Here is a 26,222-nt window from a genome sequence, read left to right on the forward strand (position 1 = left end):
CGTCACTCGAACAGCGTGTCGGTCTCGAGCTTGACGCCGAACGGCTCGGGCAACTCCAGCACTTCCCCCGCCTCGACCGTGACCACCTGCCGGTACGGCTCTCGCATGTCGTCCGGGGCCACGTCGTCCAACGGGTCGCTCATCAGCGTGACCGTCTTCGGGTCCGAGAGCGGATCGACGATGAGCAGCAGTGGCACTCCGGCACGCGCGTAGTCGACCGGCTTCTCGTGCCAGTCGGCCGAGTATGTTCCCGGAGAGCACACCTCGACGACGAGCAGAGCGCTGCCGCCTTTCATGCGCAGGTGGTCGTGACGCTCGGCGTCCCGTGCCGTGACCATCAGGTCCGGAAGCCGATGATCGAGAAACGGCGGAATGCGGACGGCGAGGTTGTGATGGAAGCGCCAGCCGTTCGCGAGCTTGAGCGGGATCAACAGATCCGACAGCCTGTCCACGATGCAGGAGCTCTCCATGCTCTGCCAGGGGCTCACGACGACCCGACCCTCGGAGATCTCCGCGGTGTAGCCCGCGTCGTTGAGCTCCTGACAAAGCGCGACGGCCGCGGTCTCGTCGTCGAGGTGGCCGGGTTCGGGATCGGCCCGCTCCGGTCCGGGGTCGGCCTGCTCGAGTTCGGTGCCGGGTCGCTCGGGCTCGGTGTCAGGCTGTCGCTCAGCGGGAACGTGGTCGTTCCGCCGGTGCCGGGTGGGCCTGGTGAGCGCCATGTCGTCATCCTCTCGGACTCCCTACGCGTCTGATGGTACGTGCCGTCGCAGGAGTGTGACGGAAAGTAGCCGGGCGAGGGGACGGGGCCTGTCAGGGTCCGAGAGGACGGGTGGAGGAAATCCCCACGGCGGTGGAGAGTTCTCACTCGTAAGAGCAACCCTCGCTGCGATCGGAGGCGCCCACGTGACAGACAGTCGGGAACTGCCCGCCTACGTGTACGACCTGGCGGGCCTGAACACTCACGCGGGAGCCGTACGCGCGGCGCTGGAGGGGGTCGAGCTCTACTACGCGGTGAAGGCCAACCCCGATCCCGAGTTGCTGCGCGTGCTCGCCCCCCATGTCGACGGATTCGAGGTCTCCTCGGGCGGGGAGCTCGCGCACGTCCGGGGGTTGTTCCCCGGCGCCGCGGTCGCGCTCGGCGGTCCCGGCAAGACCGACCCCGAGCTGTTCGCCGAGGTCACCCGTCTGCACATCGAGAGCCCCGGTGAGCTGCGGCGGCTGCTCGCGTCCGGGAGGCCGGCGGATGTGCTGCTGCGGGCCAACCTCGACCTCCCGGTCGACGGGGCCTCACTGGTCATGGGGGGAGGCGCGACGCCGTTCGGCATGGATCCGGCGGGTGTCGCCGAGTGCGTCGACCTGCTGGAAGGGCAGGACACGGTGCGCCTTCGCGGACTCCACGCCCATCTGGCGAGCGGGCTCGACGCCGCGACCGCGCTGGAGGTGGCCGCCGGGGTGCTCGGCCATGCGCGCGGCCTCGGCCTCACCGAGATCAACCTCGGCGGCGGCATGGCGGTGTCCTACCGCGACCCGGACGAGCTGTTCGACTGGCACTCGTATGGCAAGGGCCTCGCCGGGCTGCGCCGTCCGGGAGAGGTGCTGCGCGTGGAGCCGGGCCGGGCGCTGACGGTCTACTGCGGCCGCTACGTGACCAGGGTGATCGATGTGAAGCGGGTGCACGGCGAGCTGTTCGCCGTCGTGGCGGGCGGCACGCACCACCTGCGGACCCCGGCGACGAAGGGCCACGACCAGCCGCTGGCGACCGCCGAACCCGGCGAGCCGATCACGATCGTCGGTCAGCTCTGCACGCCGAAGGACGTGTTCGCCCGGCGCGTGCCGGTGCGCCTGGAGGTCGGTGACGTCGTGGAGTTCGCCATGGCCGGGGCCTACGCGTGGAACATCTCCCACCACGACTTCCTGATGCACCCCAAGCCCGCCTTCCGCTACATCCGGGGCGAGTAGACGGCCAGGGGGCTGGCCACGGCGGTGTACCCGGCCGCCCTGTCGGCCGAGCGGGACCAGCGGACGCCCAGATTGGCCTTGGCCGGCAGGGGAGCCCCGCCGAGCAGCTCCGCCAGCGGTCCGGGCCGTCCGTGTCCCTGGGCGTACTCCTCCAGGACCTCGTGGGCGGCGTGCCACAGGTCGTCCAGTAGCCGTTCGGTCCCGGCGACCTCGGCGACGGTGGCCGCGACCTCGGCGAGGTGGTTGACCACGAGGCAGTAGACGACGCGGTTCCAGCCGCGCGCGGGGTCATAGGTCGCCGCCTGCGCCACCCGGTCCGGCAGACCCGCCAGGTCGTGGCGGCCGGCGACGAGCTTGGTCCCCTCCAGGTCGCGGAATATCGCCTCCGCGGGGAGGCCGTCGGCGCCGAAGCCGACGAGGACGTTCTGCACATGGGGTTCGAGGACGACCCCGTGGGTGAAGTACGCGTCGAGCACCGGGGGCGCCACCCGCTCCACGTAGGCCCTCCACCAGCCGTGCGGGTCCTCCCACCGGCGGGCGGTCACAGCCTCGGGCAGCTCGGACGTGGTGGCGGCGAGCGCCCCGGCGAGGATCGGGGTCACTCCGGGCCCGCACTCCCGCCACGGGCCGGAACGGAGGATCACCCCGAGCGCCTCGAACAACCGGGTCCCGAGCGCCGCCGAACGGTAGCCGGGTTCGGGCAGCCAGCGTGTGCCGGGGAAGTCTCCGGCCAGCCGTCCGAAGACCGGGCGGAGCCGGTCTGTGAGCTCCACGGCTCCGATCAGCTCGTACCAGGCGTTCTTGCGTACGCAGTTGGTGATCCGCACGTCGAGGCTGAACTTCAGGCAGTTCTCGGTGACGGGGTCGTACACCGTGCGGACCGACGACGTGGGCGTCACCGCATGCGAGCCGTACCCGAGATCGAGGAGCCGTCCGTCGGCGAGGGGCGCGCGCAGGTCGTCGGCGACGAGTTCCACTTGCCAGGGGTGGGCGGGCAGGAGCGTGTACCCGCGGGGCGCGGCGCCGAGCCCGTCGAGCGGCGTGGTGTCGCCCTGCTCCGCCACGAGGTCGGCCCGGACGCCGAGCAGCCGCAACGGGAACTCGGCCCGCGCCTCCGGGGCGTACCTGGTCAGTCCGGACCCGGTGTGTGCCTTCGGCGACGGATGGAAGGGGTGGCCGTCGACGAGCGACTGCTCGGACGTCAGCCACGGGTCCGACGGCGGGCGGGTCCGCGCGCGGGCGGCGAGGAGTGCCGCGATGGCGTCGCGGCTGGCGGCGATCTGCGCGCCGAACTCGTCGTTGGTCCCCAGGCCCGACGCGGAGTCCGCCGCCTGCCCGAGCGTGCGGTCCGACGCGTGGCTGGGTGCGTGGCCCGCCGTCTGACCGGGCACGCGGTCTCCTGCGCCGCCGATCTCGCGTTCGGCTCCGCGCAGCTCGCGCTCGGCGAGCTCGACGAGCAGTTCGGAGGTCAGCGGCAGCCACGATCCGTCTGACAACCATTCGGGCCTGCCCTCGAAACGCAGCGCGATCCCGCCGTGCGCGCGCACGCGGATCAGGGTCCCCGCGACCTCCAGCAGCAGGTACGGCTCGGCCGGCCCCACCTGGCCGCGCGGCCCGCCGAGCTCCCGGATGCAACATCGCAGCAGCGCGCCCAGCGTGACCTCCTCGGCCCTGGAGACGTGCGGGTCGAGCAGGAGGCGGTCCATGAGTGATGTGCCCCTTTGCATGGTCACGGATCGAGGGAGGCCGGGTCAGGCGGCAAGCCGCCGAATTCGTGCATGATCACGACCGGAGTCGTCGCAGGTCGGCGAGCGTGATCGCGAATCTGTGCATGATCACGCGCGGAGGTAGTTGGGGCCGGTGACTCCGTAGAACTTGTTGATGTCGGCGGCTCCGGATCTCCGCTTGTCCACGAGGGTTCCGGCGACGACCATCGACTTGCCGACCAGCCGGGCCGACTCGAGGGTCCTGGCCCGCAGCACCCGAGCCATCGGGTCGTCGCCGAAGGGTTCGAGCGCCGCGGACAGCTCATCCCTGATCAGCGCGGCTGCTGAGGCCTCGGGACGGCCCGCGCCCAGGGCGGGGAACACGATCGCGGCGGCGGCGAGGTGCAGCGTGATGGTCACGAAGACGTCGGCGAGCGCGTGCGGATCGCCGGTGAGCATGCGGTGGTCGGAGAAGGCCGGGGGCTCGATCCCGGCCGCGCCCAGGAGGCCGGGGGACGCGAGAAGGCCGTCGTTGTCCTTCACCAGCAGTCGCATCGGCCCGTCGCCGAAGACGAGCGCCAGGTTCTGCTGGTGGGCCTCCAGCGCCGTGCCGTACCGGACGAACAGGCGGGTGTTCCAGGACAGGAGCACCGACAGGTAGTCGCGCAGCAGCGCGCGCACGTCCCCGTCATAGTGGCGGTCGGCGACCTGGTGGACCACGAGCCGGGTGCCGTCGCCGTCCGGCCAGGGGGCCAGGAGGGCCGCCACGGGCACGATCTCGCCCTCGGGCAGGGTCCGGACCAGCCAGCCGAGGTACTCGTGCCCGGCGTGGCCGTAGCTCTGCTCGCCGGCCACCGTGACCCGGGCGGCGGGTTCCCGGGCGAGCACCTCGAGCAGGAGCGACTCGGCGAGCGCCCCGTCCCGGAGCGTGCCGGGCTTGATCGACCGCCGGTTGAGCAGGCCCAGCGTGCTCGTCGTCAGCGGCATCTTGAGGTGGGTCCGCTCGTCGACCTCGACCGTCCGCATGGAGAGGGTCGGGCGCACCGTCAGATACGGCTTCGCCCCCATGACGACACCGGGAAGCCCCTCCGCCACGGGCACGGTCAGCGGATGGACGGGGAACGGCACGTGGGTGCCGGCGAACCGCCCGGGCAGGCCGATGTCGCCCGGCGTCGGCCACCAGTCCGGCAGCCCGGCGCCGGACAGCGTGACGCGCTCGCTCCGGACCACCGCCCAGGCCAGCTCGAATGACGGGGCGAACTCGGGCGCGTGGGCGACGAGGCCCGCCTCGGGTACGCCGAGACGGCACCGGGCCGTCGGATAGATCGGATGGTCGACGGCCGCGGCCAGCGCCTCGTAGAACACGAGCGTGCCCTCGCGGCCGCGAAGCCGGGCTGCCACGTCCGCGCCGTGGCGGTCGTGGAGTTCCAGGGCGGCCAGCGCCTCATGGCATTCCCTGGTGAAGGCCGCGACCCCCGCGCCGTCGGCCGGGTCGGCGATCACCGCCAGGGTGTCCAGCACCTCCGCGAGGCTCACGCCCGTCCTCGGCTCCGCGACGGCGAAGTCCTGGAACGGGGAACCGGTCGCCAGCCGGACCCGCCTGCCTGAGGCGAGGACCACGGCGACGCCGTCCTTGTCGCTCGTCATGAGAGACGCGATCGACCCGTAGTCCTCCCTGAGCAGGCCGTCGAGGACGCGGACCGCCAGATAGGCCTCCCGCTCGCGCATGTCCGTCACGCGATCGTCCAGGGCCGGAGCGCGCGGAAGGAGTCGACGGCGGCGTCCACGGCCGTCTGGTCGGGACCGATCGCCCGGACGATGCCGAGGTAGTCCCGGTTCGTGTGGGTCACCTCGACGCGGTCGCCGACCGCGCGCAGCGGCCGGTGCCAGAGGCGCACGCCCGACGGATCCCCGGACGGCCCGTCCGGGGACGGGGACACGAGCGGGGACACGGACGGGGACACGGACGGGGACACCGACGGCGGCGCCGCCGTCACGACGCCCGGCCTGTCGGCGATTAGGCTGACGGCCGTGCCGAACACGTCCCCCCGCGGCTCGTCCCCGACGCCGAGAGCATTCAGGGGTTCGCCCGCGTGGACGCGCAGGACCCACTCGTGCAGCGGGGCGCCGAGGAGGTCGGCGAGCAGGAAGTCGCAGTTGTCCCCGATCAGCCGGTAGTTGATCTCGACGATGCGGGGCCCGTCCCTCGTGACCATGTATTCGGTGTGGCACACCCCGAAGCCGGCGCCGATCGCGTCGAGGGCCGCGGTCACGTGCGCCACCTCCACGCCGCCGGGGTCGGGGTGCCAGTCCAGGCGCTCCTCGACGAAGTGGGGCAGCGGGCCCAGCGTGGTGCGGAAGCCGCCGAGGACGTGGAGCGTCCGCCCGTCACCCAGGGTCTCCAGCGTGTGGAGGCGGCCGTCGAGGAACTCCTCGGCCACCAGGACGTCGGAGGGCCGCCGCTTCCTGATTTCGGAGACCGCCGCGGCGAGTTCGTGGACGTCCGCGGCGAGCACGACGTCCTCGCTCGCCACGCCCGCCGCCGGCTTGACGACGACCGGGTACGGCACGGCCTCCGGAAGCTCGGCCCCGGGCGGGAGCCGTACGGACCGGACGGCCTCCACCGGGGTGAGGCGGCGGCGCATGAGCGATTTGTTCTTGGCGGTGACGCAGGAGCGCCAGTCCTTGCCGGGAAGGCCGAAGTAACCGGCGGCCAGCGCGGTCTCGGCCTGGAGATGGTCGGAGTTGGAGAACACGACGTCGGGCCGGTGGTGCGCGGCGATGACGTCGATCACCGCGCGGGGGTCGCGCACGTCGGTCTCGATGACCTCGTGGCCGGGATATCCGTCCGGCTGGTCGGTCAGGACCGTGACGTCCCACCCCAGCGCGGCGGCGGCGGGCAGGAAGCCGTCCATCACGGAGTCGGTCGGGTTGAGCGCCGTGAGGTAGAGCCGCACGCGGGATCCTCCGTAGGTAAGCCTAACCTAACCCGTCGCATCCTAGTCAGGTCGGATCGGTTCGTGCCGGGAATCGGCGGCGGCGGCCGCGTGTTGTGGAGGCACCCGTGGAAGGATGACGCCGTGGAGATCTCGGAAGGCCTGCTCGGGCCGTTGCTGCTGGCCCGGAACGCCATCGACCGGTCGGCGGCGCTCCGCGGCGACGAGGAGTGGCTGGCCGGCGCGTGGGCCGACGAGAAGACGCGGGTCCTGGTCATCCACGACGGCCAGACCGTCATCCGCAGGTTCACCGACGGCGCCGCCGTCGTGTTCCTGTCTCCGCTGGACGCGCCGGAAGGCCCCCGCTACCTCCTCGGTCTCGACCCGGACGGTGTGGCGTACTTCGCGGTCCAGGCTCCGCTCCCGCCCGGTGAGGCGGCCGGGCTGCGGCAGACGGGTGCCCTGCTCGACGATCGCGACGCGGGGCTCCTCGTCTACGCGGTCGCGCTCGAGGCCTGGCACACGACTCACGAGTTCTGCCCGCGTTGCGGAAGCCGTACGACGATCACGGCCTCCGGCCACATGCGGGTCTGCCCCAAGGACGGGAGTCAGCACTTTCCCCGGGTGGACCCCGCGGTGATCATGCTGATCCACGACGACGAGGATCGCGTGCTGCTGGCCCGCGGCCCGGAGTGGCCCGAGGGACGGATGTCGGTCCTGGCGGGGTTCGTCGAGCCCGGCGAGTCGCTGGAGCACGCTGTGGTGCGCGAGGTGCTGGAGGAGGTCGGCGTCTCCGTCGCCGCGCCTCGTTACATGGGGAGCCAGCCGTGGCCGTTCCCCCGCAGTCTGATGCTCGGTTTCGTCGCCCGCGCGACCACGACCGACATCGTCATGGATCCCGCCGAGATCGCCGAGGCGCGGTGGTTGTCGCGGGACGAGCTGTCCGCCCAGGTCGAGTCCGGCCGGCTTCGCCTGCCCGGCCAGGTCTCGATCGCCCGCCGGCTCATCGAGACCTGGTACGGCAAGCCCATCCCCGGTGACTGGTGACGCTCAGCACGCTCCCTGAAGGTGACGCTTGACCTCGGCGACCGAGGGGTTGGTCATCGTGTGGCAGTCGGTCACGACCGTGGGGACGACCTGGTTGCCGTTGTTCACGCTCATCACGAACTCGGCCGCGTCGGGGTGCCGTTCGATGTCGACCTCGTTGTACGAGATGCCCTCCCGGGTCAGCTGGCTCTTGAGCCGCTTACAGGGGCCGCACCAGCTGGTCGTGTAAACCGTGAGCGACATGATCGTCCTTCCGTGCGCGAAGCCGAGTAATCACGATGAACACGCCGGATCCGCGCGGTGTTCCCTGTCGCGGCACTTTTCCCGAATCTTGTTCGGTGATCATTTGTCGGACTCGAGCCTCGCCGTGATCCAGTCCTCGACGGCCTTGGCCACGCCCTTCTCGCGGTAGAGCGGCGCACTGTGCTGGGTGCCCGGCATGACCTTGATCGACATCGGCACGCCGTACGTCTTCAGTGCCTGCTGGAGCAACTCGCTCTGGTACGGCGGGACGAACTCGTCCTTCGAGTGCACGTCGAGCATCGGCGCGTCGCCGGCCGAGGCGTGGTCGGCGACCTCCATGCTCGCCCAGACGTCGGGGCACTCCGAGGGAGCGCATCCCCCGGCGAGCGCGGTCGCGGTTCTGCGGAGCTTGCGCTGCTCAAAGCTGCCGCCCGTGCCCCCGTCGGCGTAGGACGTCAGCGGTGAGATCACGGGGGAGACGCCGACGACCCCGCGCAGTCCGGGCAGGCCGTCTCCGTAGGTGCCGACCGCGGCCGCGATGTGGCCGCCCGCAGAGAACCCGACGAGGACGTACCGGTCGGGGTCGGTGTTGTACTTCGTGGCGCGTTCGCGCGCGGTGGTGATCGCGGCGATCGTGTCGGTCCGCTGGGCAGGCCAGGGGGCGTCCCCCGAGAGCCGGTAGTCGAGGTTGACCACGGTGTAGCCCAGGCGGGCGTAGGACCTGCTGACGGTCGTCATGGTCTTCTTGTCGCCGCCCGACCACCAGCCGCCGTGGATGACGAACACCACCGGGCGTCGCGGCCCCTTCGTGTGCCACCAGACGTCCATCCGCTGCCGGGCGCCGTCGCCGTACGCGACCGTGCGGACCCTGATGTCGGACGCGGAGGCGAGCGGGTGGGCCACGGGGGACAGCGTGGGTGTCGGCGTGGGCGTCGGAGTGCGCGACGCGGCGGGAGTGGGCTTGGTCGCGGCCGCAGCCGGGGTCCCGGCCTTCTTGGGCGCCGCCTTCTGTCCGGGGAAGACGAACAGGATCGCTACGAGGGCGAGCGCTCCGGCCCCGATCGCCGCGCCCACGGCTTTCCGCACGGGCTGGTTCCTCCCCGCTGGTACCGTGTGCCGACCCGGTCTCAGGACACGCCAGGGCGGCTGCTGGAAGGATGATGCCAGTACATCCGCTCGCATCGCATATTGGGAGCCCATTTGGACGTCCTTGAGGGCCTTGATCCCGAACAGCGCGAGGTCGTCGAAGCGGTGCGCGGCCCCGTCTGCGTGCTCGCGGGTGCGGGCACGGGCAAGACGCGCGCCATCACCCACCGCATCGCCTACGCCGTGCAGAGCGGGGTCGTGGATCCGCAGGGCGTCCTCGCGGTGACCTTCACCACCCGGGCGGCGGCCGAGCTCAGGCAGCGGCTGCGCCACCTCGGCGCCCCCGGCGTCCAGGCGCGGACGTTCCACGCCGCGGCGCTGCGCCAGCTGAGCTACTTCTGGCCGCGCGTCATCGGCGGCGATCCGCCCCAGGTGGTCGAGTCGAAGCTGCCGCTGCTGATCGAGGCCTGCCGCCGTCTGCGGAAGAATCCCGACCGCGGCGAACTGCGGGACGTCGCCAGTGAGATCGAGTGGGCGAAGGTCACCCAGGTCGCGCCGGAGGACTACCCCGCGGCCGCGGCGAAGGCCCGGCGCACGCCTCCCGTCGCGCCCGAGGAGGTGGCCCGGCTCTACGAGGGCTACGAGAGCCTGCGCCGCCAGCGCAACCTGATCGACTTCGAGACGATCCTCGAGCTCACCGCGGCCGTCATGACCGAGCACCGCGAGGTCGCCACGCAGATCCGGCAGCAGTACCGCTACTTCGTGGTGGACGAGTTCCAGGACGTCAACCCGCTCCAGAAACTCCTGCTCGACACCTGGCTCGGCGGGCGCGACGACCTGTGCGTCGTGGGCGACCCGAACCAGACCATCTACTCCTTCACCGGGGCGACCCCCCACTACCTCACGAACTTCGCCGTCGAGCACCCGTCCGCCAGCGTGATCAGGCTGATCCGCGACTACCGGTCGACCCCGCAGGTGGTCACGCTCGCCAACCGGGTGATCGCGCGGTCGGTGCACCGGATGGAACTGATCGCCCAGCGGCCGGAGGGGCCCGAGCCCGTCTTCACCGAGTACGACGACGAGCCGGCCGAGGCGCTGGGGGTGGCGCTGACGGTCAAGAAGCTGATCGCCGACGGTGTCCCCACCCGGGAGATCGCGGTGCTGTTCCGCATCAACGCCCAGTCCGAGGCCTACGAGCAGGCGTTCACCGAGGCCGGCGTCCCGTATCTGCTGCGGGGAGCCGAACGGTTCTTCGAGCGCCCCGAGGTACGGCAGGCCGTCGTGCTGCTGAGGGGCGCCGCCCGATCGGCGAACGACGAGGAGCCTCTGGCCCCTGGGGTGCACGCCATCCTGTCCGGCATCGGGCTGACCGCCGAGCCGCCCAGCGGCGGCAAGGCGAGGGAGAAGTGGGAGTCGTTGAAGGCCCTCGCCGACCTGGCGGAGGACCTCGCGGCCGAAGGCGCGAATCTGGCCGCCTTCGTCGCCGAGCTCGAGCGCAGGGCGGCCGAGCAGCACGCGCCCCCGGTCGAGGGGGTGACCCTCGCCTCGCTCCACGCGGCCAAGGGCCTGGAGTGGGACGCGGTCTTCCTCATCGGGCTCACCGAGGGCATGTTGCCGATCATCTACGCGGAGACCCCCGAGCAGGTCGAGGAGGAGCGGCGCCTGCTGTACGTGGGGGTCACCCGCGCCCGCGAGCACCTGCACCTGTCGTGGGCGCTGGCCCGCTCGCCCGGGGGCCGCCGCTCCCGCCGCCCCTCCCGCTTCCTCGACGGCCTGTCGCCGCGCACCCCGGTCGTGAGCCGGGTGGAGCGGACCTCCGGCGGCGCCAAGAAGGCGGCGGCCCCGCTGCACTGCCGGATCTGCGGCAAGACCCTGGCCGTGGCGGCCGAGCAGAAGCTGGGCCGCTGCGCGACCTGCCCCGCCGACTACGACGAGGCACTCCTGGAGAGCCTGAGGTCCTGGCGGTCGGCGATGGCCAAGGAGACGAAGGTCCCCGCCTACGTCGTGTTCACCGATGTGACCCTTCAGGCCATCGCGGAGCGGGTTCCGACGTCGGAGGAGGACCTGCTCGCCATCGCGGGGATCGGACGCGTCAAACTTGACCGGTACGGCGACGCCGTTCTGGATCTGTGCCGTGCCGCCACTAGTGTTACCGGCGAGTAATAAATCCCCCGTGTGATGGAGGCCCCGTGAATTCGGCGCTCAAGGAAGTGCTGGATCTGCTCGACCTCGAGCAGATCGAGCTGGACATCTTCCGGGGCCGCAGCCCCGAGGAGCGCATCCAGCGGGTCTTCGGCGGTCAGGTCGCCGCGCAGGCGCTCGTCGCGGCCGGCCGCACGGTCTCCTCCGACCGCATGGTCCACTCGCTGCACGCCTACTTCATCCGTCCCGGCGACCCCGCCATCCCGATCGTCTACAACGTCGAGAGGGTCAGGGACGGGCGCTCGTTCACGACCCGGCGCGTGGTGGCGGTGCAGCACGGCAAGGCGATATTCACGATGTCGGTGTCCTTCCACATCCTCGAGGAAGGGGTTTCTCACCAGGCGGTCACCATGCCGCAGGTGCCCGACCCCGAGACCGTGCCGACCTTCCAGGAGCGCATGTTCAACGTCGTCGGGGACGATCCGGCCTGGCGCGACTGGCTGGCCAGGCCGCGCCCGGTCGACGCCCGCTACGTGAACGCGCTGACCTGGGAGGCGCAGAAGGACCCCAGCCTGATCAGCGCGAAGAACCACGTGTGGTTCCGCTACGACGCGGACCTGCCCGACGATCCGCTGCTGCACGTGGTGCTCGCCGCCTACGCCTCCGACTTCACCCTCGTGGACACGGTGCTGCTGGCGCACGGCCTGGCGTGGGGCGCCTCGAACGTCAAGGGAGCGTCACTCGACCACGCGATGTGGTTCCACCGGCCGTTCCGCGTCGACGACTGGCTGCTCTACGCGCAGGAGTCGCCCTGGTCCGGAGGCGCCCGCGGCCTCGCCCGCGGGGAGATGTTCACGCCCTCCGGGGACCTGGCGGTGTCAGTGGTTCAGGAGTGCATGATCCGCGTCAGCGAAGATGTCATGAAGTCGTGAAAATCGCAGGTAGAAAATAGGTTGCCCGCCCCTGCGGTTCGCGTTTAGGGTCATGACTGATCTCATCAGTCATGAGGTCGAAGGAAACCGCCGGACGGTCCGTCCGGCCGATCGCACTCGAGTGGAGGTGAGTCCCGTGGAGAACACGACCATGTTCTTGGCCACGTGGCTCGCTTTCGCATGCCTGGCCGCCGTCATCGTGCAGATCGAACTGCCGGTCGGCAAGGCCGTGCGTACCCAGGCTCTGATCGTCGGAGCGCTTGGGACGTCGGCCTTCGGCGCCCTTGCCGGCCTGGCCAGCCACCGCACCCGCTCGTATGTCCGGATCCCTGTGGGCCGGCCGATGAGCGATGAGCAGACCGACCGCACCGCCAATGGTGAGGCGCAGGGTCCGCGATACGCCTGGAGAGAACCAGTCATACCCTGACCGGTCTCCACTCTCCAGGCCGCGGATCCGCAAAGGATCCGCGGCCTTTCTTATTGTCCGGCCACGTTCCCGCCCACCCACGAGGACAACCAGACCAAACCGAACGAAGAGGTGACGCAGATGGCGGCCCCGGTCATGGACCTGATCGAAGCCGAAATCCCCTGCCGTACCGAGCCCGACCTGTGGTTCGCCGAGTCTCCCGAGGACGTCGAGTTCGCCAAGGCGCTCTGCGGAGGCTGCCCGATCCAGAAGGCCTGCCTGGCCCGCGCGCTGGAGCGCGAGGAGCCGTGGGGCGTCTGGGGCGGCGAGCTCATCCTGAGGGGGGTCGTCGTGCCCCGCAAGCGCCCGAGGGGGCGCCCCAGGAAGGCCCCTGTAGCAGCCTGACCAGCGATTTCACAGCAGCAGATTCGAAAGGAACCACTCGAAATGAACATCTCCCCGAGCGCCTCGTTGTATCTCCACCAAGAACTGGCTCATGAGCGAATACGAACCCTCCACCAGGAGGCGGAGGCGGAACGGCTCGCGAGCCGGGTCAACAGCGTGCGCAAGGCCCGCCGGCAGATGGAGCGCGCTTCGCGCCGGCTGAGCTCCGCGTTATCGCGGGTGTGACGGCACGACGTGCCTGACGACATGAAGGCCCCGGTCCGATGCGGACCGGGGCCTTCCCCATGTGCCGAACCTGGGGAGTGCTCGCGCGGACGGCTGCGCGTGTCGACGTCGGGCGTGCCGAGGGCGGCTGCACGGTGTCGGCGAGCGGGTCGCCGGGTGGCGAGTGTCTCCAGACGGCGGCGGGCGTGCCGGGCGGTGTCGGCGAGTGTTGTCGTTCAGACGGCGAGCGCCGTGCCCTCCTCCGGCTCGCCGGGATCGTCGGCGAAACCGGGAACCCACCGGATTGCCTCGTCGCGAAACCGGGCGGTCGTGCCCAACTGGCACAGCACCCCCACCCCGGCGGCGTGCACCCGGTGGATCAGCACGTACGAGGGCGGCAGGTTGAGCTGGCGCACCACATTGGTCGGGCGAAGGTCGGCGACGGCCGTCGCCTGGTGCCGCAGCCACTCCCGGGTGAAGGTGAACTCCTCCACCTGCGTCGGCTCGATATATGGAGCGAGGAACGAGCGCAGCGCGTCGACGTCCACCTCGATGTGCGGCCGGATGAATCCCTCGTCGCGCAGCCCGCGCACCACCGACTCCATGTCGCCCTGGTTGAAGATCCTCGTGAGCGCGCCGAACACCGGAGGGTAGCCCTCCGGCAGGCGGTTGACCGCCCCGAAGTCGAGCACCCCCAGGCGGCCGTCCTCCAGCACCCGGAAGTTGCCCGGATGCGGATCGGCGTGCAGCAGTCCGACCCGCGCCGGGGAACAGAACAGGAACCGGACCAGGCGCAGACCCGCCTGGTCCCGGTCCTCCTGAGAGCCGTCGGTGATGATCTTGGAGAGCGGGGTGCCGTCCATCCACTCGGTGACGAGGATCTGCTCGTTCGCCGCGATGACGTCGGGTATGCAGAAGTCCGGGTCGTTCGCGAACTCCTGCGCGAACGCGTGCTGGGCCTCGGCCTCGTGCAGATAGTCGAGTTCCTCGGCCACCCGCTCCTTGAGCTCGCCCAGCAACGGCTTGATGTCCAGGCCGGGCAGCATCACGCCGAAGAGCTTGCCGAGCCGCGAGAGCTGGTTGAAGTCGGAGAGCAGGGCCTTTCCCGCCCCCGGGTACTGGATCTTGACCGCGACGGTGCGCCCGTCGTGCCAGACCGCCCGGTGCACCTGGCCGATGGAGGCGGCGGCCGTCGGGCGGTCGTCGAACTCCGTGAAGTTGTCCCGCCAGTCGTCGCCGAGTTGCTCAGCGAGGACCCGGTGGACGGTCGCCGCGGGCAGCGGAGGAGCGGCGTCCTGCAGCCTGGTCAGCGTCGCGCGGTACGGCTCGGTGAATTCGGGCGGCAGCGCCGCCTCGAAGATGGACAGGGCCTGGCCGAGCTTCATCGCCCCGCCCTTGAGCTCGCCGAGCACCTTGAAGATCTGGTCGGCCGTTCGCTGCTGGATCTCCCTGGTGACGATCTCCGCGGATGCGCCGCCGAGCCGCCTGCCGAGCCCGATCGCGGTCCTGCCGGCGAACCCGAGAGGGAGCGAGGCCAGCTTGGCTGAGCGAGTCACAGCACGATGGGGAAGGTCGGTCACGCGACCATTGTTAGCGAATTTGGGTCGTTTCGACCACATTGACATTGTGAATGACGCTCCCACGACCGGTGCCGCCAGCGCCGATCGGGCAGGATGTCGAGGCTCCCGGCGGGCGTGTCGGCCCCGTCGACGAAGGCGATCGCGTGCCCGGCGGCCTGGGCCGCGACCAGCGACGACAAGGTCGTGTCACAGGCGGACTCACCCGCGGGATAGCCGCCGAGGCGGGCTCTTACGGCGGGCCAGGAGGGGTCGCGATCGCGCCGGGTCAGATCGAGACAGTTGAGACAGGCGGTGACTCCCGGGATCACCAGCGGTCCCACGAGGCCGCATCCCTCGAAGGCCGTGGCGAGCAGATGGGGGATCTCCTCGGCGCCGAGCTCGCGGACCAGCACCGGGTCGAGCGGCCCGACGGGTGCCAGGATCACGAGATCGGGACGGGAGCCGTGATCGCTGAGCCTCGACGCCGATCGGCCGCTCCAGGCGTTGACGGCGGGCGCGATCTCGCGGGCGAGGGCGACCGCCCCCTCCTCGCGGGCTGCGCCCACCTGCGGCCAGCCCAGGCCGCCGGGGACGACGTCCTCCCGCCGTGCCGTACCGGAATCGACGACGCAGAGGTGGCCGATGCCCGAGGCGGCCAGCAGGACGGCGATCTGGGCGCCCACCCGGCCCGCCCCGTGCACGCGGACCTGTGCCGATCTCCGGCGTTCGACCGCCCCCATCCCGCCGTCCGGCGACGCGAGCGCCAGGACGTCGACGTCGGGGCGGAGCCGATCACGCTCGGCCCTGGTCAGACCGGTCAGGGGCGCGGGACGCACGGCCGCGTCGTCGAGCACGCCGCGCGCCGCCAGCAGGGCGATCACCTCACGGGCCGACGCCTCGTCGAGATCGCTCTCGGCCACCGCCTGGGAGAGGGTCCGGGTGCCGTCCAGGCTGTCGATCAGGCGGCGGACGGCGGGCTCCACTCCGGTCAGGACGACGGCCCGGTGAGGATGGACGCCGAGCTGGAGGGTACGTTCATCGCGATCGACGCGGCGCAGAACTGGCTTCAGGCGGGGTCTCATAGTCGCCAGACCCTGCCACACGCCGCCCCGGGTGCGGCCGGAATCTTGGGGGTTGTGGATAATTACCGGGGTGAATGTGGCGGGTGAACTACGCGAGGACGGACGTTTTCGTGCTCGCAAGGTCACGTTTGCTCGATTGACCAGGGGGAACGTAACTCCCCCCCTGTGGAAATCCGCGCGTGTCGGCTACCTTTCATATGTGCCCCCCGAGACAGTCGAGGTTCGTCGGAGCACACGTCGGCGGCGAACCGTTTCCGCATACCGCGATGGAGACAAGACCATCGTGTTGCTCCCGGCAGGCCTGAGCCTGACCGACGAGGAGCAATGGGTACGCCGCATGCTCGACCGGCTCGCCGCCAAAGAGCAGCGACGGAGGCCGAGCGACGACGATCTGCTCGACCGAGCGACGGATCTGGCGACCCGTTATCTGGACGACAAGGCGACCCCGACCAGCGTCAGGTGGGTCGAGAACCAGCGCCATCGGTGGGGCTCCTGCACCCCCGACCACGGGACGATCCGGCTGTCCACCCGGCTCCGGGGGATGCCGGCCTGGGTCGTCGACTACGTGATCATGCATGAGCTGGTCCACCTGCTGGTCCCGAGCCACGGCCCGCGCTTCTGGGAGCTGGTCGAGCGATATCCGCGGGCGGAACGCGCCAGAGGGTTCCTCGAGGGGTTCTCCATGGGGGCAAACGGCTCCGCGGAGGAGTGTTGACCCGAATCGCGGCGGTCCTCGTCACACCGGGGATGACGGACGCCTCGCCTCCGGGCGTCGATCCGGAGGAGTTCCTTCTCGCCATGGCGGAGGACACCTACGAGATGGTCGCCGGCCTCGAACTCGTCGAGCCGGTGATCCTGTCCGCCGGAGTCCCCGATCTCGACGCCATCGCCTGGCCGGGCACTCCGGTGATCTCCATCACGTCCCCGTCCGAGGCGTTCTCGGCCCTGCCGCACGGCACCGAGGCCGTGGTGATCAGTGCCGACGCCCCCGACCTGCCGCCGCTCCTGGTGGGCAAGCTCTTCCGGGAGCTGGGACGGGCCCAGCTCGCCGTTTGCCCCGCCGAGGGCGGGGGAGCGGTGGCCGTCGCCTCCCGCCTGCCGCTGCCGGACTGGGCGGTTCCCGACTTCGACGAGCCCGACGTGGTCGCGGCGCTCCGCCGCCGGGCCCCCGGACGCCGCATGGTCGCGACCGGCCCCGGCTGGCACCGCCTCCGCAAGCCCGCGGACGTCGCCCGCCTCGATCCCGGCCTCGAAGGATGGGACAACACCCGCGCGCTGCTCAGCTGAGCCGTCCGATCTCCTTCGGCAGGCGTAGCTCGGCGAACAGCGCCCTGTGGTCTGTGCCGGGCACGGTGTGCACGTCGGCGGCCACCGCGGAGGCCCGCTCGTCGTACAGGACGTGATCGATGGTGATCACGGGAGGGATCCGCCAGTCGGCGGGCCAGGTGGTGTTCAGGCCCGTCCCGGTCGCGTCGCCCGCGTCCGCGTACCCTCCGGCGATCACCGCCCGCAGCGGCGAATGGTCGAGGCTGGCGTTGAAGTCGCCGGCGAGGATCCTGATCACGTCGGAGGACGGCGCGGGCAGCGACTCCATGTCCGCCAGCCACTCGTAGACGTCGCCGTTCACCGGGGAGACGGTGTGCACGTCGACGATCTCCACAGGCGGGGCGCCGGGCACCGCGACACGGGCGCGGGGCATGTTGCGGCTTTCCGGGAGGGCGAAGTCCCGCACCGGGGTGAGGGGATAGCGCGACCACAGGCCGCTGCCGTACGCGCCGAACGCGGCCTGGTTGTGGGAGTACGGCAGCGACTCCTCCAGGCCCGCGGCGTCCAGGGCCTCGACGGCGGCCGGGGTGAGCTCCTGGGTGCTGAGGATGTCGGGCTTGAGCCGCCGGACCAGATCGACGATCGTCCGGGCATCGGCTCCGCCGAAGTACATGTTGGTCGTGAGGATCTTCAGCGTCGCCCCGGTGGCCGTGGGCGCCGTGGCGAAGGCCCGGGGCAGCACCATCGTCGCCAGGAGCGTGGACGTGGCCGCCGACACGGCGATGGCGGCCCGGCTGCGGGAGGCCAGCGCGATCAGCACCGCGCCCAGCGACGCGGCCGCCACGTACGGCGTGACCGTCATGAGCTCGACGATCAACGGCCGGCGGTCGACGCCGGTCAGCCGCCCGGCCGTCCAGAGGACGAACGGGGCCACCGCGAACCACGCGAGGGCGGGCGACACCCGCAACCGTCGACGGTCAGGAGACGAGATCATGCCCCCCACGTCCACCTTCGTCATGCAGCCGACCCTAACGAGCGAAGGTGAAACCGCGCGTATGCCGAACCTGAGGATTGGGTGCGAAACATCATCAAGCGGTGGCAAGCCTCGCACGGGCCCTGCGGACCAGGCGCCGGGTCGCCTCGTCGCTCAGCTCCGGGATCTCGTCGACCGGGAACCACCGCAGGTCGAGCGACTCGTCACTGATCACGGCCTCGGCCTCGGCCGGCGCCACGGCGCCGTACTCCACGTCGAGGTGCCAGCTGTGCGGCGGATGGCACCACACCTTGTGCCGGTCCAGAGCGAGCGGCCCGTCGAGCAGGGTCAGCCCGGGGATGCCGGACTCCTCCACCGCCTCGCGCAGGGCGACCCGGCCGAGGGACGTGTCCGACCTCTCGCAGTGCCCGCCCATGGGGAGCCACATCCCGGCCTTGGGATGCAGGGTGAGCAGCACTCGCGTGCCGTCGTGCGACAGGACCGCGGTCGTCGCCGTCAGGTGGCCCGGAACGCATTCGCGCCACATCGCGTCATCGTGGGCCCGCAGGTGCTCGAGGAACTCCCCGCGCAGCACCTCCTCGTCGGCGGAGGGGGCCGACCACCCCTCCAGTACGGCTCGGGCGTCACGATGCAGACTCACCGCGGCAGCCTACCGGCGGCGGACGCCCTTCGCCGTCGTCACCGGGAGGAGTCGGGGCCGTCCTCGCCGCCGCTCTGGCCGTCGCCCTCGCCCGTGCCGTCCGCGTCCGGGCCCTTCGCGTCCTCCTCGAACAGGGACATGTCGAACGCGGCCTCACCCTTGACGAAGCTCTCCGGAGCGTCCAGGTCGTCCGCCGTGGGCATCAGGTCGGGGTGGCCCCAAACGGCATCCCTGCCGTCGACGCCCCGTTCGTCGCCCAGCGCCCTCCACAGGGCCGCCGCCTCGCGCAGCGTCCTCGGGCGCAACTCCAGGCCGACCAGGGTCGCGAAGGTCCGCTCCGCGGGTCCTCCGGTGGCGCGCCGCCGCCGGACCGTCTCGGCCAGGGCCGCGGCGGACGGCAACTTGCCCTCGGCGGCCGCGTCGACCACGGTGGCGACCCAGCCCTCGACCAGCGCGAGCGCGGTCTCCAGCCGGACGAGCGCGGCCTTCTGGCGTTCGGTCTCCTCGGGCTTGAGCAGCTCACCGCCGCCCAGGATCTCCTGGATCCGCTCCGGGTTGCTGAGGTCGAGCCCCTGAAGCTTCTCCTCCAGCGCGGAGACGTCCACGGTGATGCCCCTGGCGTACTCCTCGACCGCCCCGAGCAGATGCGCCCGCAGCCACGGGACATGCTGGAACAGCCGGTGGTGCGCGGCCTCGCGCAGCGCCAGGTAGAGCCGGATCTCCTCCGACGGCGTCTCCAGCCCCGCGCTGAACGAGGCGATCCCGCCAGGCAGCAGCGCGGCCGTGTCCGATAGCGGCAGGCCGATGTCGGAGGACCCCACGACCTCGCGCGCGAGCGTCCCGAGGGCCTGCCCGATCTGCTGGCCGACCATCATGCCGCCCATCTGCTTCAGCATGCCCATGAGCGGCCCCGCCATGGCCTGCGCCTCAGCCGGCAGCCCGGAGGCGCCCAGCGTGCCGCCCATGGTCTCGACCATGCGGGCCGCGACCGGGTCGCACAGCTGTTTCCAGACCGGCACCGTCTTCTCGATCCACTCCGACCGGCTCCAGGCCTGAGGATTCACCACTCCGCTCGGAAGGGCAGTCACCTCGTTCAGCCACAGATCGGCCAGATTGAGCGAGTCGACGATCTGACGGCGCTCGCCCTCCATTACGCTCGGGTCACCTTCGGCGGCCACGACATGTCGGGCAATGTTCTTCGCCATATCCCAGTTGACCGGGCCGGCGTCCGGCGAGGCGGACAACATGTCCGCGAACTGCCGCATGGCAGCGGCGATCTGCTCCGGACTGCCGAACATGGCGAACGGGTTCTCGTTGGGGTCGTTTTCGCGACCTGGCAGGTCAGTCACCGCGCCACCTCGTGCAGGATGGAGTAGTCCACATCCGCCACGTTATCCGCCACGGGGCGGATCAGTGCAAAGTGAGGACCTCGTGCCTACCTCGAAACGCCTCCGTCCGCCCGTCGTCGCCGTCACCGGCGGCGCCTCCGGTATAGGCAGGGCGTTCCTCTCAAAAGTGGCCTCGTCTGCGGATTTCCGCCGCGTCGTGGCCATCGACGAACACCGCGGCGACGTGCCAGACGTCACCTGGCGGGTCCTGGACATCCGGGATCCGCTCTTGGCGAACCGCATCTCCGACGTGGACGTCCTGGTCCATCTGGGCACGGACATGTCGCTGGACTCCGACGCCGCCGAACGCCGCCGCTACAACGTCAGGGCCGCCCAGACCGTGCTCACCGCCTGCGCGGCGGCCCGGGTGCGCCGGGTGGTGCTGGTCACCAGCGCCATGGTGTACGGCGCCGCGGCCGACAACGACGTGCCGCTGCCCGAGGACGCCCCCGTCGCGGCCGAACCCGACACCGGGCTGGTCGGCGACTTCCTGGAGATCGAGTCGCTCATCCGGCGCTCGTCGCGCTCCCACCCCGGCCTGGAGGTGACCGTCCTTCGGCCTGCCGCGCTCGTCGGGCAGGGCGTCGACACCGTCGTCACCCGGCACTTCGAGGCCCCCCGGCTGCTGACGGTCAAGGGCTGCCTGCCCCGCTGGCAGTTCTGCCACGTCGACGACCTGGTCTCCGCCCTGGAGGCCGCCGCTCTCGGCCAGGTGAGCGGCGTGGTGGCCGTCGGCTCCGACGGTTGGCTGGAGACCGACCAGGTGGAGGAGATCTCCGGGTTGCGCCGCCTGGAACTGCCCGCCGGGCTGACCTTCGGCACCGCGCAGCGGCTCCACCGGCTGGGGATCACGCCCGCCCCCGCCACCGACCTGCACTACGTCGTCTACCCCTGGGTGGTCGACGCCGCCGCGCTCCGCGAGGCCGGCTGGAAACCCGCCTGGACGAACGAGGCGGCGCTTCAGGAACTGCTGGAACTGCGGGAGGGGAGGCACGCCGTCGTGGGCCGGCGCCTGTCCGGCAAGGACGCCACGATCACCGCCGCCGGCGCGACGGTGGCCGTCATCGGCACCGCCGCGATCGTCCGCGCCGCCCGCAGAAAGCGGCGCGTGTAATGGCCTCGCCTGTGTTTGATTGCGCTCGCTTCGCTCGCGCGTGCTCGGGGCGCCTTTGAGGCCGGGTCTTCCCTCGTCACGTCCTCGCTCGTTCCTCGCTGCGGGCGTTCCTCAGTCCAGATCCCGGCCGCGCCCCTCGCGTGACGGCTGGGCTCCGGATCCCGGGTCCGGACACGGCTGCGCCCCTCGCGTGACGGCCGGGCTCCGTACCCTCGCTCAGGCATGGCCGCGCCACTCGCGTGGGGGCTGGGCTCCGTATCCCGGGTCCAGATCCCGGCTGCGCCCCTCGCGTGACGGCCGGGCTCCGTACCCTCGCTCAGGCATGGCCGCGCCACTCGCGTGGGGGCTGGGCTCCGTATCCCGGGTCCGTACACGGCCGCGGCTCCTCGAGTTGGGTCCCCCTCATCATCGGCTCGGAGGGCGGGGGCGTACTAACCTCATGGGGTGGACGTCATCCGGTTGCTGGGGATTCGTGACACCCCGCTGTCCGTCGACGAGGTGCTGGGCGCCGTCGGCGATCACGCGGCGGGAGGGACGGCGCTGTTCGTCGGCACGGTGCGGGAGCAGGATCACGGCAGGCCGGTGCGGCTGCTGTCCTACTCCGCCCATCCGTCGGCGGCCGACGTGCTCAGGCGCGTCGCGGAGAAGGTGGCCGCCGACTACCCGGTCGCGGCCCTGGCCGCGGTGCATCGTGTGGGAGACCTCCACCTGGGCGACATCGCGGTGATCGTCGCGGTGGCCTGCCCTCATCGGGGGGAGGCCTTCGAGGCCTGCAGGCGCCTGATCGACGATCTCAAGCAGGAGGTCCCGATCTGGAAGCACCAGGAGTTCACCGACGGAGACGCCGAGTGGGTCGGCGCCTGTGATTAGCGTCCCGGCGAGCGCATAGAGTTCGTCCATGTCCCGACGCGCTTTGGCCCTGATGGTGGCAGGGTTCCTGACGGTCGCGCTCGCACTGTTCGGCGCCATGCTGCCCGTGCCGTACGTCGCGCTGAGCCCAGGACCGACGGAGAACACGATCGGGGACGCCAACGGCAAGCCGGTGATCACCATCGACGGGCACCAGACCTATCCCACCGACGGGAAGCTCAGCCTGGTCACCGTCGCCTACCAGGGGGGTCCTGACAACCGGCTCGACCTTCTGACCGCGCTTCGCGGCTGGGCCAACCCGTCGATCGCCGTGGTGCCCGAAGAGGCGATCTTCCCCAGGACCTCGTCGCTGCAGCAGGTCGAGCAGGAGAACACCCAGGAGATGACCGACTCCCAGCAGTCGGCGACCGCGGCGGCGCTCAACGCCCTGAAGGTCCCGATCCAGGAGTCGATCTCCGTGGCGCAGACCGACAAGGGCGCGCCCGCCGACGGGAAGCTCAAGCCGGGCGACGTGATCACCGCGGTCGACGGCACGCAGGTCACCGAGCTCGACGCGGTGGCGGCCGCCGTGCAGAAGCACAAGGCCGGGGAGCCGGTCAGGTTCACCGTACGGCGCGGGGGATCTTCGACTGACGTCACGGTCACCGCGGGCAAGGCGGACGACGGCAGGACCGTGGTGGGCGTGCGGATGCAGACGACGTACACGTTCCCGTTCAAGGTCGACATCAGCGTGGGCGACGTGGGAGGCCCGAGCGCGGGTCTCATGTTCTCCCTGGGCATCTACGACAAGCTGACCCCCGGCTCGATCACCGGGGGCAAGTCGGTGGCCGGCACCGGGACGATCGACCCCGCGGGGAACGTCGGGCCCATCGGCGGGATCGAGCAGAAGATGGTCGGCGCGAGGTCCGCCGGCGCCACGATCTTCCTCACGCCCGCGGAGAACTGCTCGGACGCCGTGAAGGCCGCTCCGAAGGGCCTTCGGCTCGTCAAGGTCGACACCCTTTCGAGTGCGATCAAGGCGCTGGACACGCTCCGCGCGGGTTCCGGCGACGTACCCGCCTGCACCGCGGGCTAGCCTGGGGAGCACCCCCGCTTTCTGGATCACACACCCTTCGATTTCGCGGTGTAGGTTTCCAGGCACGGACCGTTGCTCTGAGACAAGGGGATGGCGTTGAGCTTCCGGAGCCCCGGAGCCGGACGGGCGATGCGCTTGCCCAGACGGCCGAGACTTCTCATTCCCGTCACGATCGCCCTCGTAGCCCTCGTGGTGTTACTTCTGATCTTCGACGGGATCTACACGGACTTCCTGTGGTTCGACTCGGTGAACTTCTCGTCGGTGTTCTCGACGATGCTGCTCACCCAGATACTGCTGTTCATCGTCGGCGCCGCGCTGATGGTGGGCATCGTGGGCGGCAACATGGTGCTCGCCCACCGCATGCGCCCGATGTTCGGGCCCGGCATGTTCGGGACGCCGCAGGGCGCCGACCGGTACCGGCTGGCGGTCGACCCGCACCGGCGCCTGGTCTTCCTGATCGGCATGGGCGTGCTCGCTCTGTTCACCGGCTCGTCGATCGCGGGCCAGTGGAAGACCTGGCTGCTCTTCGTGAACGCCACGCCGTTCGGTCGCAAGGACCCGCAGTTCAAGGTGGACGTGTCGTTCTTCATGTTCACCTTCCCGTTCCTGCGGATGGTGCTGACGTTCCTGTTCACGGCCGTCATCCTGTCGATCATCCTCGCGGCGATCGTCCACTATCTGTACGGCGGGTTCCGGGTCCAGTCGCCCGGCGGAGTGAGCGCCTCGCGGGCCGCCCGTAGCCACCTGTCGGTGCTGCTGGGCGTCTTCGTCCTGCTGAAGGCCGCGGCCTACTGGCTCGACCGTTACGAGCTGGTCTTCTCCAACCGCGGCTTCGTCTACGGCGCCTCCTACACCGACGTCAACGCCGTGCTCCCCGCGAAGGGCATCCTCGCCGGCATCGCGCTGATCTGCGCCCTGATCTTCTTCGCCGGCGTGATCCGGCCCGGAGGGATGTGGCCGGGCGTCGCGTTCGGCCTTCTCGTCCTGTCGGCGATCCTCATCGGCACCGTCTACCCGGTCCTGGTCGAGCAGTTCCAGGTCAAGCCCAACCAGCAGGGCAAGGAAGAGCCGTACATCAAGCGGAACATCGATGAGACCCGCGCGGCGTACGGGGTGGACAAGTCCAAGATCATTCCCTATCAGGCCCAGGGCACACCCGAGGAGGGGCAGGCCACCACCGACGAGACCGTGTCCGGCGTCCGGCTCCTCGACCCCGTGCTGGTGGCCAAGACCTTCCAGCAGAAGCAGCGGATCCGCGGCTTCTACGACTTCGCCGACCCGCTCGACGTCGACCGTTACAAGGGAGCGGACGGCACCGTCCGCGACCACATCGTGGCGGTCCGCGAGCTCACGGGGCCCCCGCCGGAGCAGGACAACTGGATCAACCGGCACCTCGTCTACACCCACGGCTACGGATTCGTCGCCGCGCCGGGCAACGAGGTCGACTCCGAGGGCCTGCCGGACTTCGACGCCAAGGACATGCCGGTCGCCGGGTCGCTCGTCACGGACGCCGGGCTGAAGGAGCCCCGCATCTACTTCGGCGAGGGCGGCTCCGACTACGTGATCGTGGGCGGCTCGGCCGACGGCGCCAAGCAGGAGCTGGACTACCCGGCGAGCGGCGGCACCGGCCAGGCGAACAACACCTACACCGGCACCGGCGGCGTGCCGGTCGGCTCGTTCTTCAACCGCCTGCTCTACGCCGTCAAGTACGGCGAGAAGAACCTGCTGTTGTCGGGCGACATCAACTCGCAGTCCCGGATCCTGTACGACCGTGACCCGGCCCAGCGCGTCGCGAAGGTCGCCCCGTTCCTCAACCTCGACTCCGACCCCTATCCGGCGGTGGTCGACGGCCGGGTCGTGTGGATCATCGACGCCTACACGACGGCGAACGAGTTCCCGTACTCGGAGAGCAAGAGTTTCTCCGACATGATCCGGGACACCGCGACGGACCCGCGGGCGATCGCGCCGCAGCCGCGCGACCAGATCAACTACATTCGCAACTCGGTGAAGGCCACGGTGGACGCCTACGACGGCACCGTGAAGCTGTACGAGTGGGACGCCCAGGACCCGATCCTGAAGTCCTGGGAGAAGGCGTTCCCGGGGATCGTCCGGCCGCAGTCGGAGATGAGCCCGCAGCTCAAGGAGCACCTGCGCTACCCCGAGGACCTGTTCAAGGTGCAGCGTGACGTGTTGTCCCGCTACCACATCACCGACGCGAAGGCCTTCTACAGCGGTCAGGACTTCTGGAACGTCCCCGACGACCCGTCGTCCGGCGAGAAGAACATCAAGCAGCCTCCGTACTACCTGTCGGTCAAGATGCCCGGCACGCAGTCGTCGTTCTCGCTGACCTCCACGTTCGTGCCCCGCCAGGGCCCGAACCTGGCGGCCTTCATGGCGGTGAACGCGACGCCCGGCAGCGGCTACGGCGAGCTGCAGATCCTGCGGATGCCGGCCAGCACGACCATCGCCGGACCGGGGCAGGTGCAGAACACCTTCACCAACCGGTTCTCCGGCGAGCTCAACGTCCTGGGGCTGGGCAAGGCCCAGATCCTGTACGGCAACCTGCTCACGTTGCCGTTCGCCGGGGGGTTGGTGTACGTCGAGCCGGTCTACGTCCAGACGGCCGCGGGAGCGGGGCAGGAGCCCTATCCCATCCTCCGGCGTGTGCTGGTGATGTTCGGCGACAAGGTGGGGTCCGCGGACACGCTGAAGGAGGCCCTGAACCAGGTCTTCGGCACCGGTGAGGCGACCAACCCGGAGAGCCCGCCCGCGGAGACGCCCACGAACGTGGACACGCTGGCGAGCGTCATCACGCAGGCGCAGAAGGCGTACGACGACGCGCAGAAGGCGCTGTCGGCGAACCCGCCGGACTGGACCGCCTACGGCACCGCGCAGGCCCAGCTGAGGGACGCCCTGGACCAGCTGAACAAGATCCAGGGCCGGGAGGCCACCGCGACTCCCACACCGACCGCCACGGCCACGGCCACGGCCACGGCGTCCGCGCCGCCTCCGGCGAGTCCGAGCGCCTCGCCGAGCGGATGAGCCGCTGATTTGCCACTCCGCCCCGCACCGGATAATCTTCAACCACCGACGCGGGGTGGAGCAGCTCGGTAGCTCGCTGGGCTCATAACCCAGAGGTCGCAGGTTCAAATCCTGTCCCCGCTACAA

23 protein-coding genes and 1 tRNA gene are annotated in these 26,222 nt (G+C 70.5%); 13 read left to right on the forward strand and 11 right to left on the reverse strand.

Going from position 1 to position 26,222, the window contains the following annotated elements; all coding sequences use genetic code 11:
* Positions 1-2: 2 nt before the first annotated feature.
* Complete coding sequence (locus tag Pph01_RS11725; protein WP_204073044.1) at positions 3-719, reverse strand: Uma2 family endonuclease; 717 nt, start codon at positions 717-719, stop codon at positions 3-5.
* A 184-nt stretch (positions 720-903) separates the two neighbouring features.
* Here Pph01_RS11725 and Pph01_RS11730 point away from each other — a divergent pair, with 184 nt between their 5' ends.
* Positions 904-1,959, forward strand: a complete 1,056-nt coding sequence (locus tag Pph01_RS11730; protein WP_239116613.1) for a type III PLP-dependent enzyme domain-containing protein — start codon at positions 904-906, stop codon at positions 1,957-1,959.
* Here Pph01_RS11730 and Pph01_RS11735 read toward each other — a convergent pair.
* The 3 genes from Pph01_RS11735 to Pph01_RS11745 form a co-directional block, all read right to left on the reverse strand.
* Entirely contained in the window at positions 1,941-3,665 is a 1,725-nt protein-coding gene (locus Pph01_RS11735) for an IucA/IucC family protein (protein WP_204073045.1), read from the reverse strand. The genes Pph01_RS11730 and Pph01_RS11735 overlap by 19 nt on opposite strands.
* 129 nt (positions 3,666-3,794) lie before the next feature.
* The gene (locus Pph01_RS11740) at positions 3,795-5,393 is read right to left on the reverse strand and encodes an IucA/IucC family protein (protein ID WP_204073107.1); all 1,599 of its coding nucleotides are present in this window, start codon (positions 5,391-5,393) and stop codon (positions 3,795-3,797) included.
* A gap of 5 nt (positions 5,394-5,398) precedes the next feature.
* Positions 5,399-6,622 (reverse strand): ATP-grasp domain-containing protein, encoded by a 1,224-nt coding sequence (locus tag Pph01_RS11745; protein WP_239116614.1) that lies wholly within the window; start codon positions 6,620-6,622, stop codon positions 5,399-5,401.
* Positions 6,623-6,745: 123 nt separating this feature from the next.
* Between Pph01_RS11745 and nudC the strand changes: the two genes are divergently transcribed.
* On the forward strand, positions 6,746-7,648 hold the full coding sequence (nudC, locus tag Pph01_RS11750) for an NAD(+) diphosphatase (RefSeq protein ID WP_204073046.1): 903 nt from the start codon (positions 6,746-6,748) through the stop codon (positions 7,646-7,648).
* Between the two features lie 3 nt (positions 7,649-7,651).
* Here the strand turns inward: nudC and Pph01_RS11755 are convergent, their stop codons facing one another.
* Together Pph01_RS11755 and Pph01_RS11760 are read right to left on the reverse strand one after the other, a co-directional pair.
* Complete coding sequence (locus Pph01_RS11755; RefSeq protein ID WP_204073047.1) at positions 7,652-7,891, reverse strand: mycoredoxin; 240 nt, start codon at positions 7,889-7,891, stop codon at positions 7,652-7,654.
* A 99-nt stretch (positions 7,892-7,990) separates the two neighbouring features.
* A complete protein-coding gene (locus Pph01_RS11760; RefSeq protein ID WP_239116615.1) occupies positions 7,991-8,977 on the reverse strand; it encodes an alpha/beta hydrolase in 987 nt (328 codons plus the stop codon).
* A 114-nt stretch (positions 8,978-9,091) separates the two neighbouring features.
* Between Pph01_RS11760 and Pph01_RS11765 the strand changes: the two genes are divergently transcribed.
* The 4 genes from Pph01_RS11765 (at position 9,092) to Pph01_RS11780 (ending at position 12,862) form a co-directional block, all read left to right on the forward strand.
* Complete coding sequence (locus Pph01_RS11765; RefSeq protein WP_239116616.1) at positions 9,092-11,140, forward strand: ATP-dependent DNA helicase UvrD2; 2,049 nt, start codon at positions 9,092-9,094, stop codon at positions 11,138-11,140.
* Positions 11,141-11,166: 26 nt separating this feature from the next.
* Positions 11,167-12,051 carry an acyl-CoA thioesterase gene (locus tag Pph01_RS11770; protein ID WP_204073048.1) on the forward strand — a complete coding sequence of 295 codons (885 nt, stop codon included), beginning with the start codon at positions 11,167-11,169 and terminating at the stop codon, positions 12,049-12,051.
* A gap of 136 nt (positions 12,052-12,187) precedes the next feature.
* Positions 12,188-12,478, forward strand: a complete 291-nt coding sequence (locus Pph01_RS11775) for a hypothetical protein (protein WP_204073049.1) — start codon at positions 12,188-12,190, stop codon at positions 12,476-12,478.
* Between the two features lie 120 nt (positions 12,479-12,598).
* Positions 12,599-12,862 carry a WhiB family transcriptional regulator gene (locus Pph01_RS11780; protein WP_203953879.1) on the forward strand — a complete coding sequence of 88 codons (264 nt, stop codon included), beginning with the start codon at positions 12,599-12,601 and terminating at the stop codon, positions 12,860-12,862.
* A gap of 440 nt (positions 12,863-13,302) precedes the next feature.
* Here the strand turns inward: Pph01_RS11780 and Pph01_RS11785 are convergent, their stop codons facing one another.
* Together Pph01_RS11785 and Pph01_RS11790 are read right to left on the reverse strand one after the other, a co-directional pair.
* Positions 13,303-14,622 (reverse strand): ABC1 kinase family protein, encoded by a 1,320-nt coding sequence (locus Pph01_RS11785; RefSeq protein ID WP_425570100.1) that lies wholly within the window; start codon positions 14,620-14,622, stop codon positions 13,303-13,305.
* 20 nt (positions 14,623-14,642) lie between these two features.
* Positions 14,643-15,707: a ThiF family adenylyltransferase gene (locus Pph01_RS11790; RefSeq protein ID WP_204073051.1), complete on the reverse strand. Its 1,065-nt coding sequence runs from the start codon at positions 15,705-15,707 to the stop codon at positions 14,643-14,645.
* A gap of 199 nt (positions 15,708-15,906) precedes the next feature.
* Here Pph01_RS11790 and Pph01_RS11795 point away from each other — a divergent pair, with 199 nt between their 5' ends.
* Positions 15,907-16,422, forward strand: coding sequence for a M48 metallopeptidase family protein (locus tag Pph01_RS11795; RefSeq protein ID WP_204073052.1), 516 nt, complete (start codon positions 15,907-15,909; stop codon positions 16,420-16,422).
* On the forward strand, positions 16,419-16,994 hold the full coding sequence (locus Pph01_RS11800; protein WP_204073053.1) for a glycosyltransferase family protein: 576 nt from the start codon (positions 16,419-16,421) through the stop codon (positions 16,992-16,994). Before Pph01_RS11795 ends, Pph01_RS11800 begins: the two co-directional genes overlap by 4 nt.
* Here Pph01_RS11800 and Pph01_RS11805 read toward each other — a convergent pair.
* The 3 genes from Pph01_RS11805 to Pph01_RS11815 form a co-directional block, all read right to left on the reverse strand.
* Entirely contained in the window at positions 16,987-17,991 is a 1,005-nt protein-coding gene (locus Pph01_RS11805) for an endonuclease/exonuclease/phosphatase family protein (protein ID WP_204073054.1), read from the reverse strand. The genes Pph01_RS11800 and Pph01_RS11805 overlap by 8 nt on opposite strands.
* A 70-nt stretch (positions 17,992-18,061) precedes the next feature.
* Positions 18,062-18,607, reverse strand: coding sequence for an NUDIX hydrolase (locus Pph01_RS11810; protein WP_204073055.1), 546 nt, complete (start codon positions 18,605-18,607; stop codon positions 18,062-18,064).
* A gap of 38 nt (positions 18,608-18,645) precedes the next feature.
* Positions 18,646-19,956, reverse strand: a complete 1,311-nt coding sequence (locus Pph01_RS11815) for a zinc-dependent metalloprotease (protein ID WP_373315651.1) — start codon at positions 19,954-19,956, stop codon at positions 18,646-18,648.
* Positions 19,957-20,038: 82 nt separating this feature from the next.
* Between Pph01_RS11815 and Pph01_RS11820 the strand changes: the two genes are divergently transcribed.
* From Pph01_RS11820 to Pph01_RS11840, 5 genes are all read left to right on the forward strand, one after another.
* Positions 20,039-21,109, forward strand: coding sequence for an NAD-dependent epimerase/dehydratase family protein (locus Pph01_RS11820; protein ID WP_239116617.1), 1,071 nt, complete (start codon positions 20,039-20,041; stop codon positions 21,107-21,109).
* A gap of 444 nt (positions 21,110-21,553) precedes the next feature.
* On the forward strand, positions 21,554-21,979 hold the full coding sequence (locus Pph01_RS11825) for a molybdenum cofactor biosynthesis protein MoaE (protein WP_204073057.1): 426 nt from the start codon (positions 21,554-21,556) through the stop codon (positions 21,977-21,979).
* A gap of 28 nt (positions 21,980-22,007) precedes the next feature.
* The gene (locus Pph01_RS11830; protein WP_204073058.1) at positions 22,008-23,054 is read left to right on the forward strand and encodes a YlbL family protein; all 1,047 of its coding nucleotides are present in this window, start codon (positions 22,008-22,010) and stop codon (positions 23,052-23,054) included.
* A 129-nt stretch (positions 23,055-23,183) separates the two neighbouring features.
* The gene (locus Pph01_RS11835) at positions 23,184-26,096 is read left to right on the forward strand and encodes a UPF0182 family membrane protein (protein WP_239116618.1); all 2,913 of its coding nucleotides are present in this window, start codon (positions 23,184-23,186) and stop codon (positions 26,094-26,096) included.
* A gap of 49 nt (positions 26,097-26,145) precedes the next feature.
* Positions 26,146-26,219: transfer RNA gene (locus Pph01_RS11840), tRNA-Met, on the forward strand.
* Positions 26,220-26,222 lie beyond the last annotated feature (3 nt).

Origin of the sequence: Planotetraspora phitsanulokensis (assembly GCF_016863295.1) — a bacterium.
GTDB lineage: Bacteria > Actinomycetota > Actinomycetes > Streptosporangiales > Streptosporangiaceae > Planotetraspora > Planotetraspora phitsanulokensis.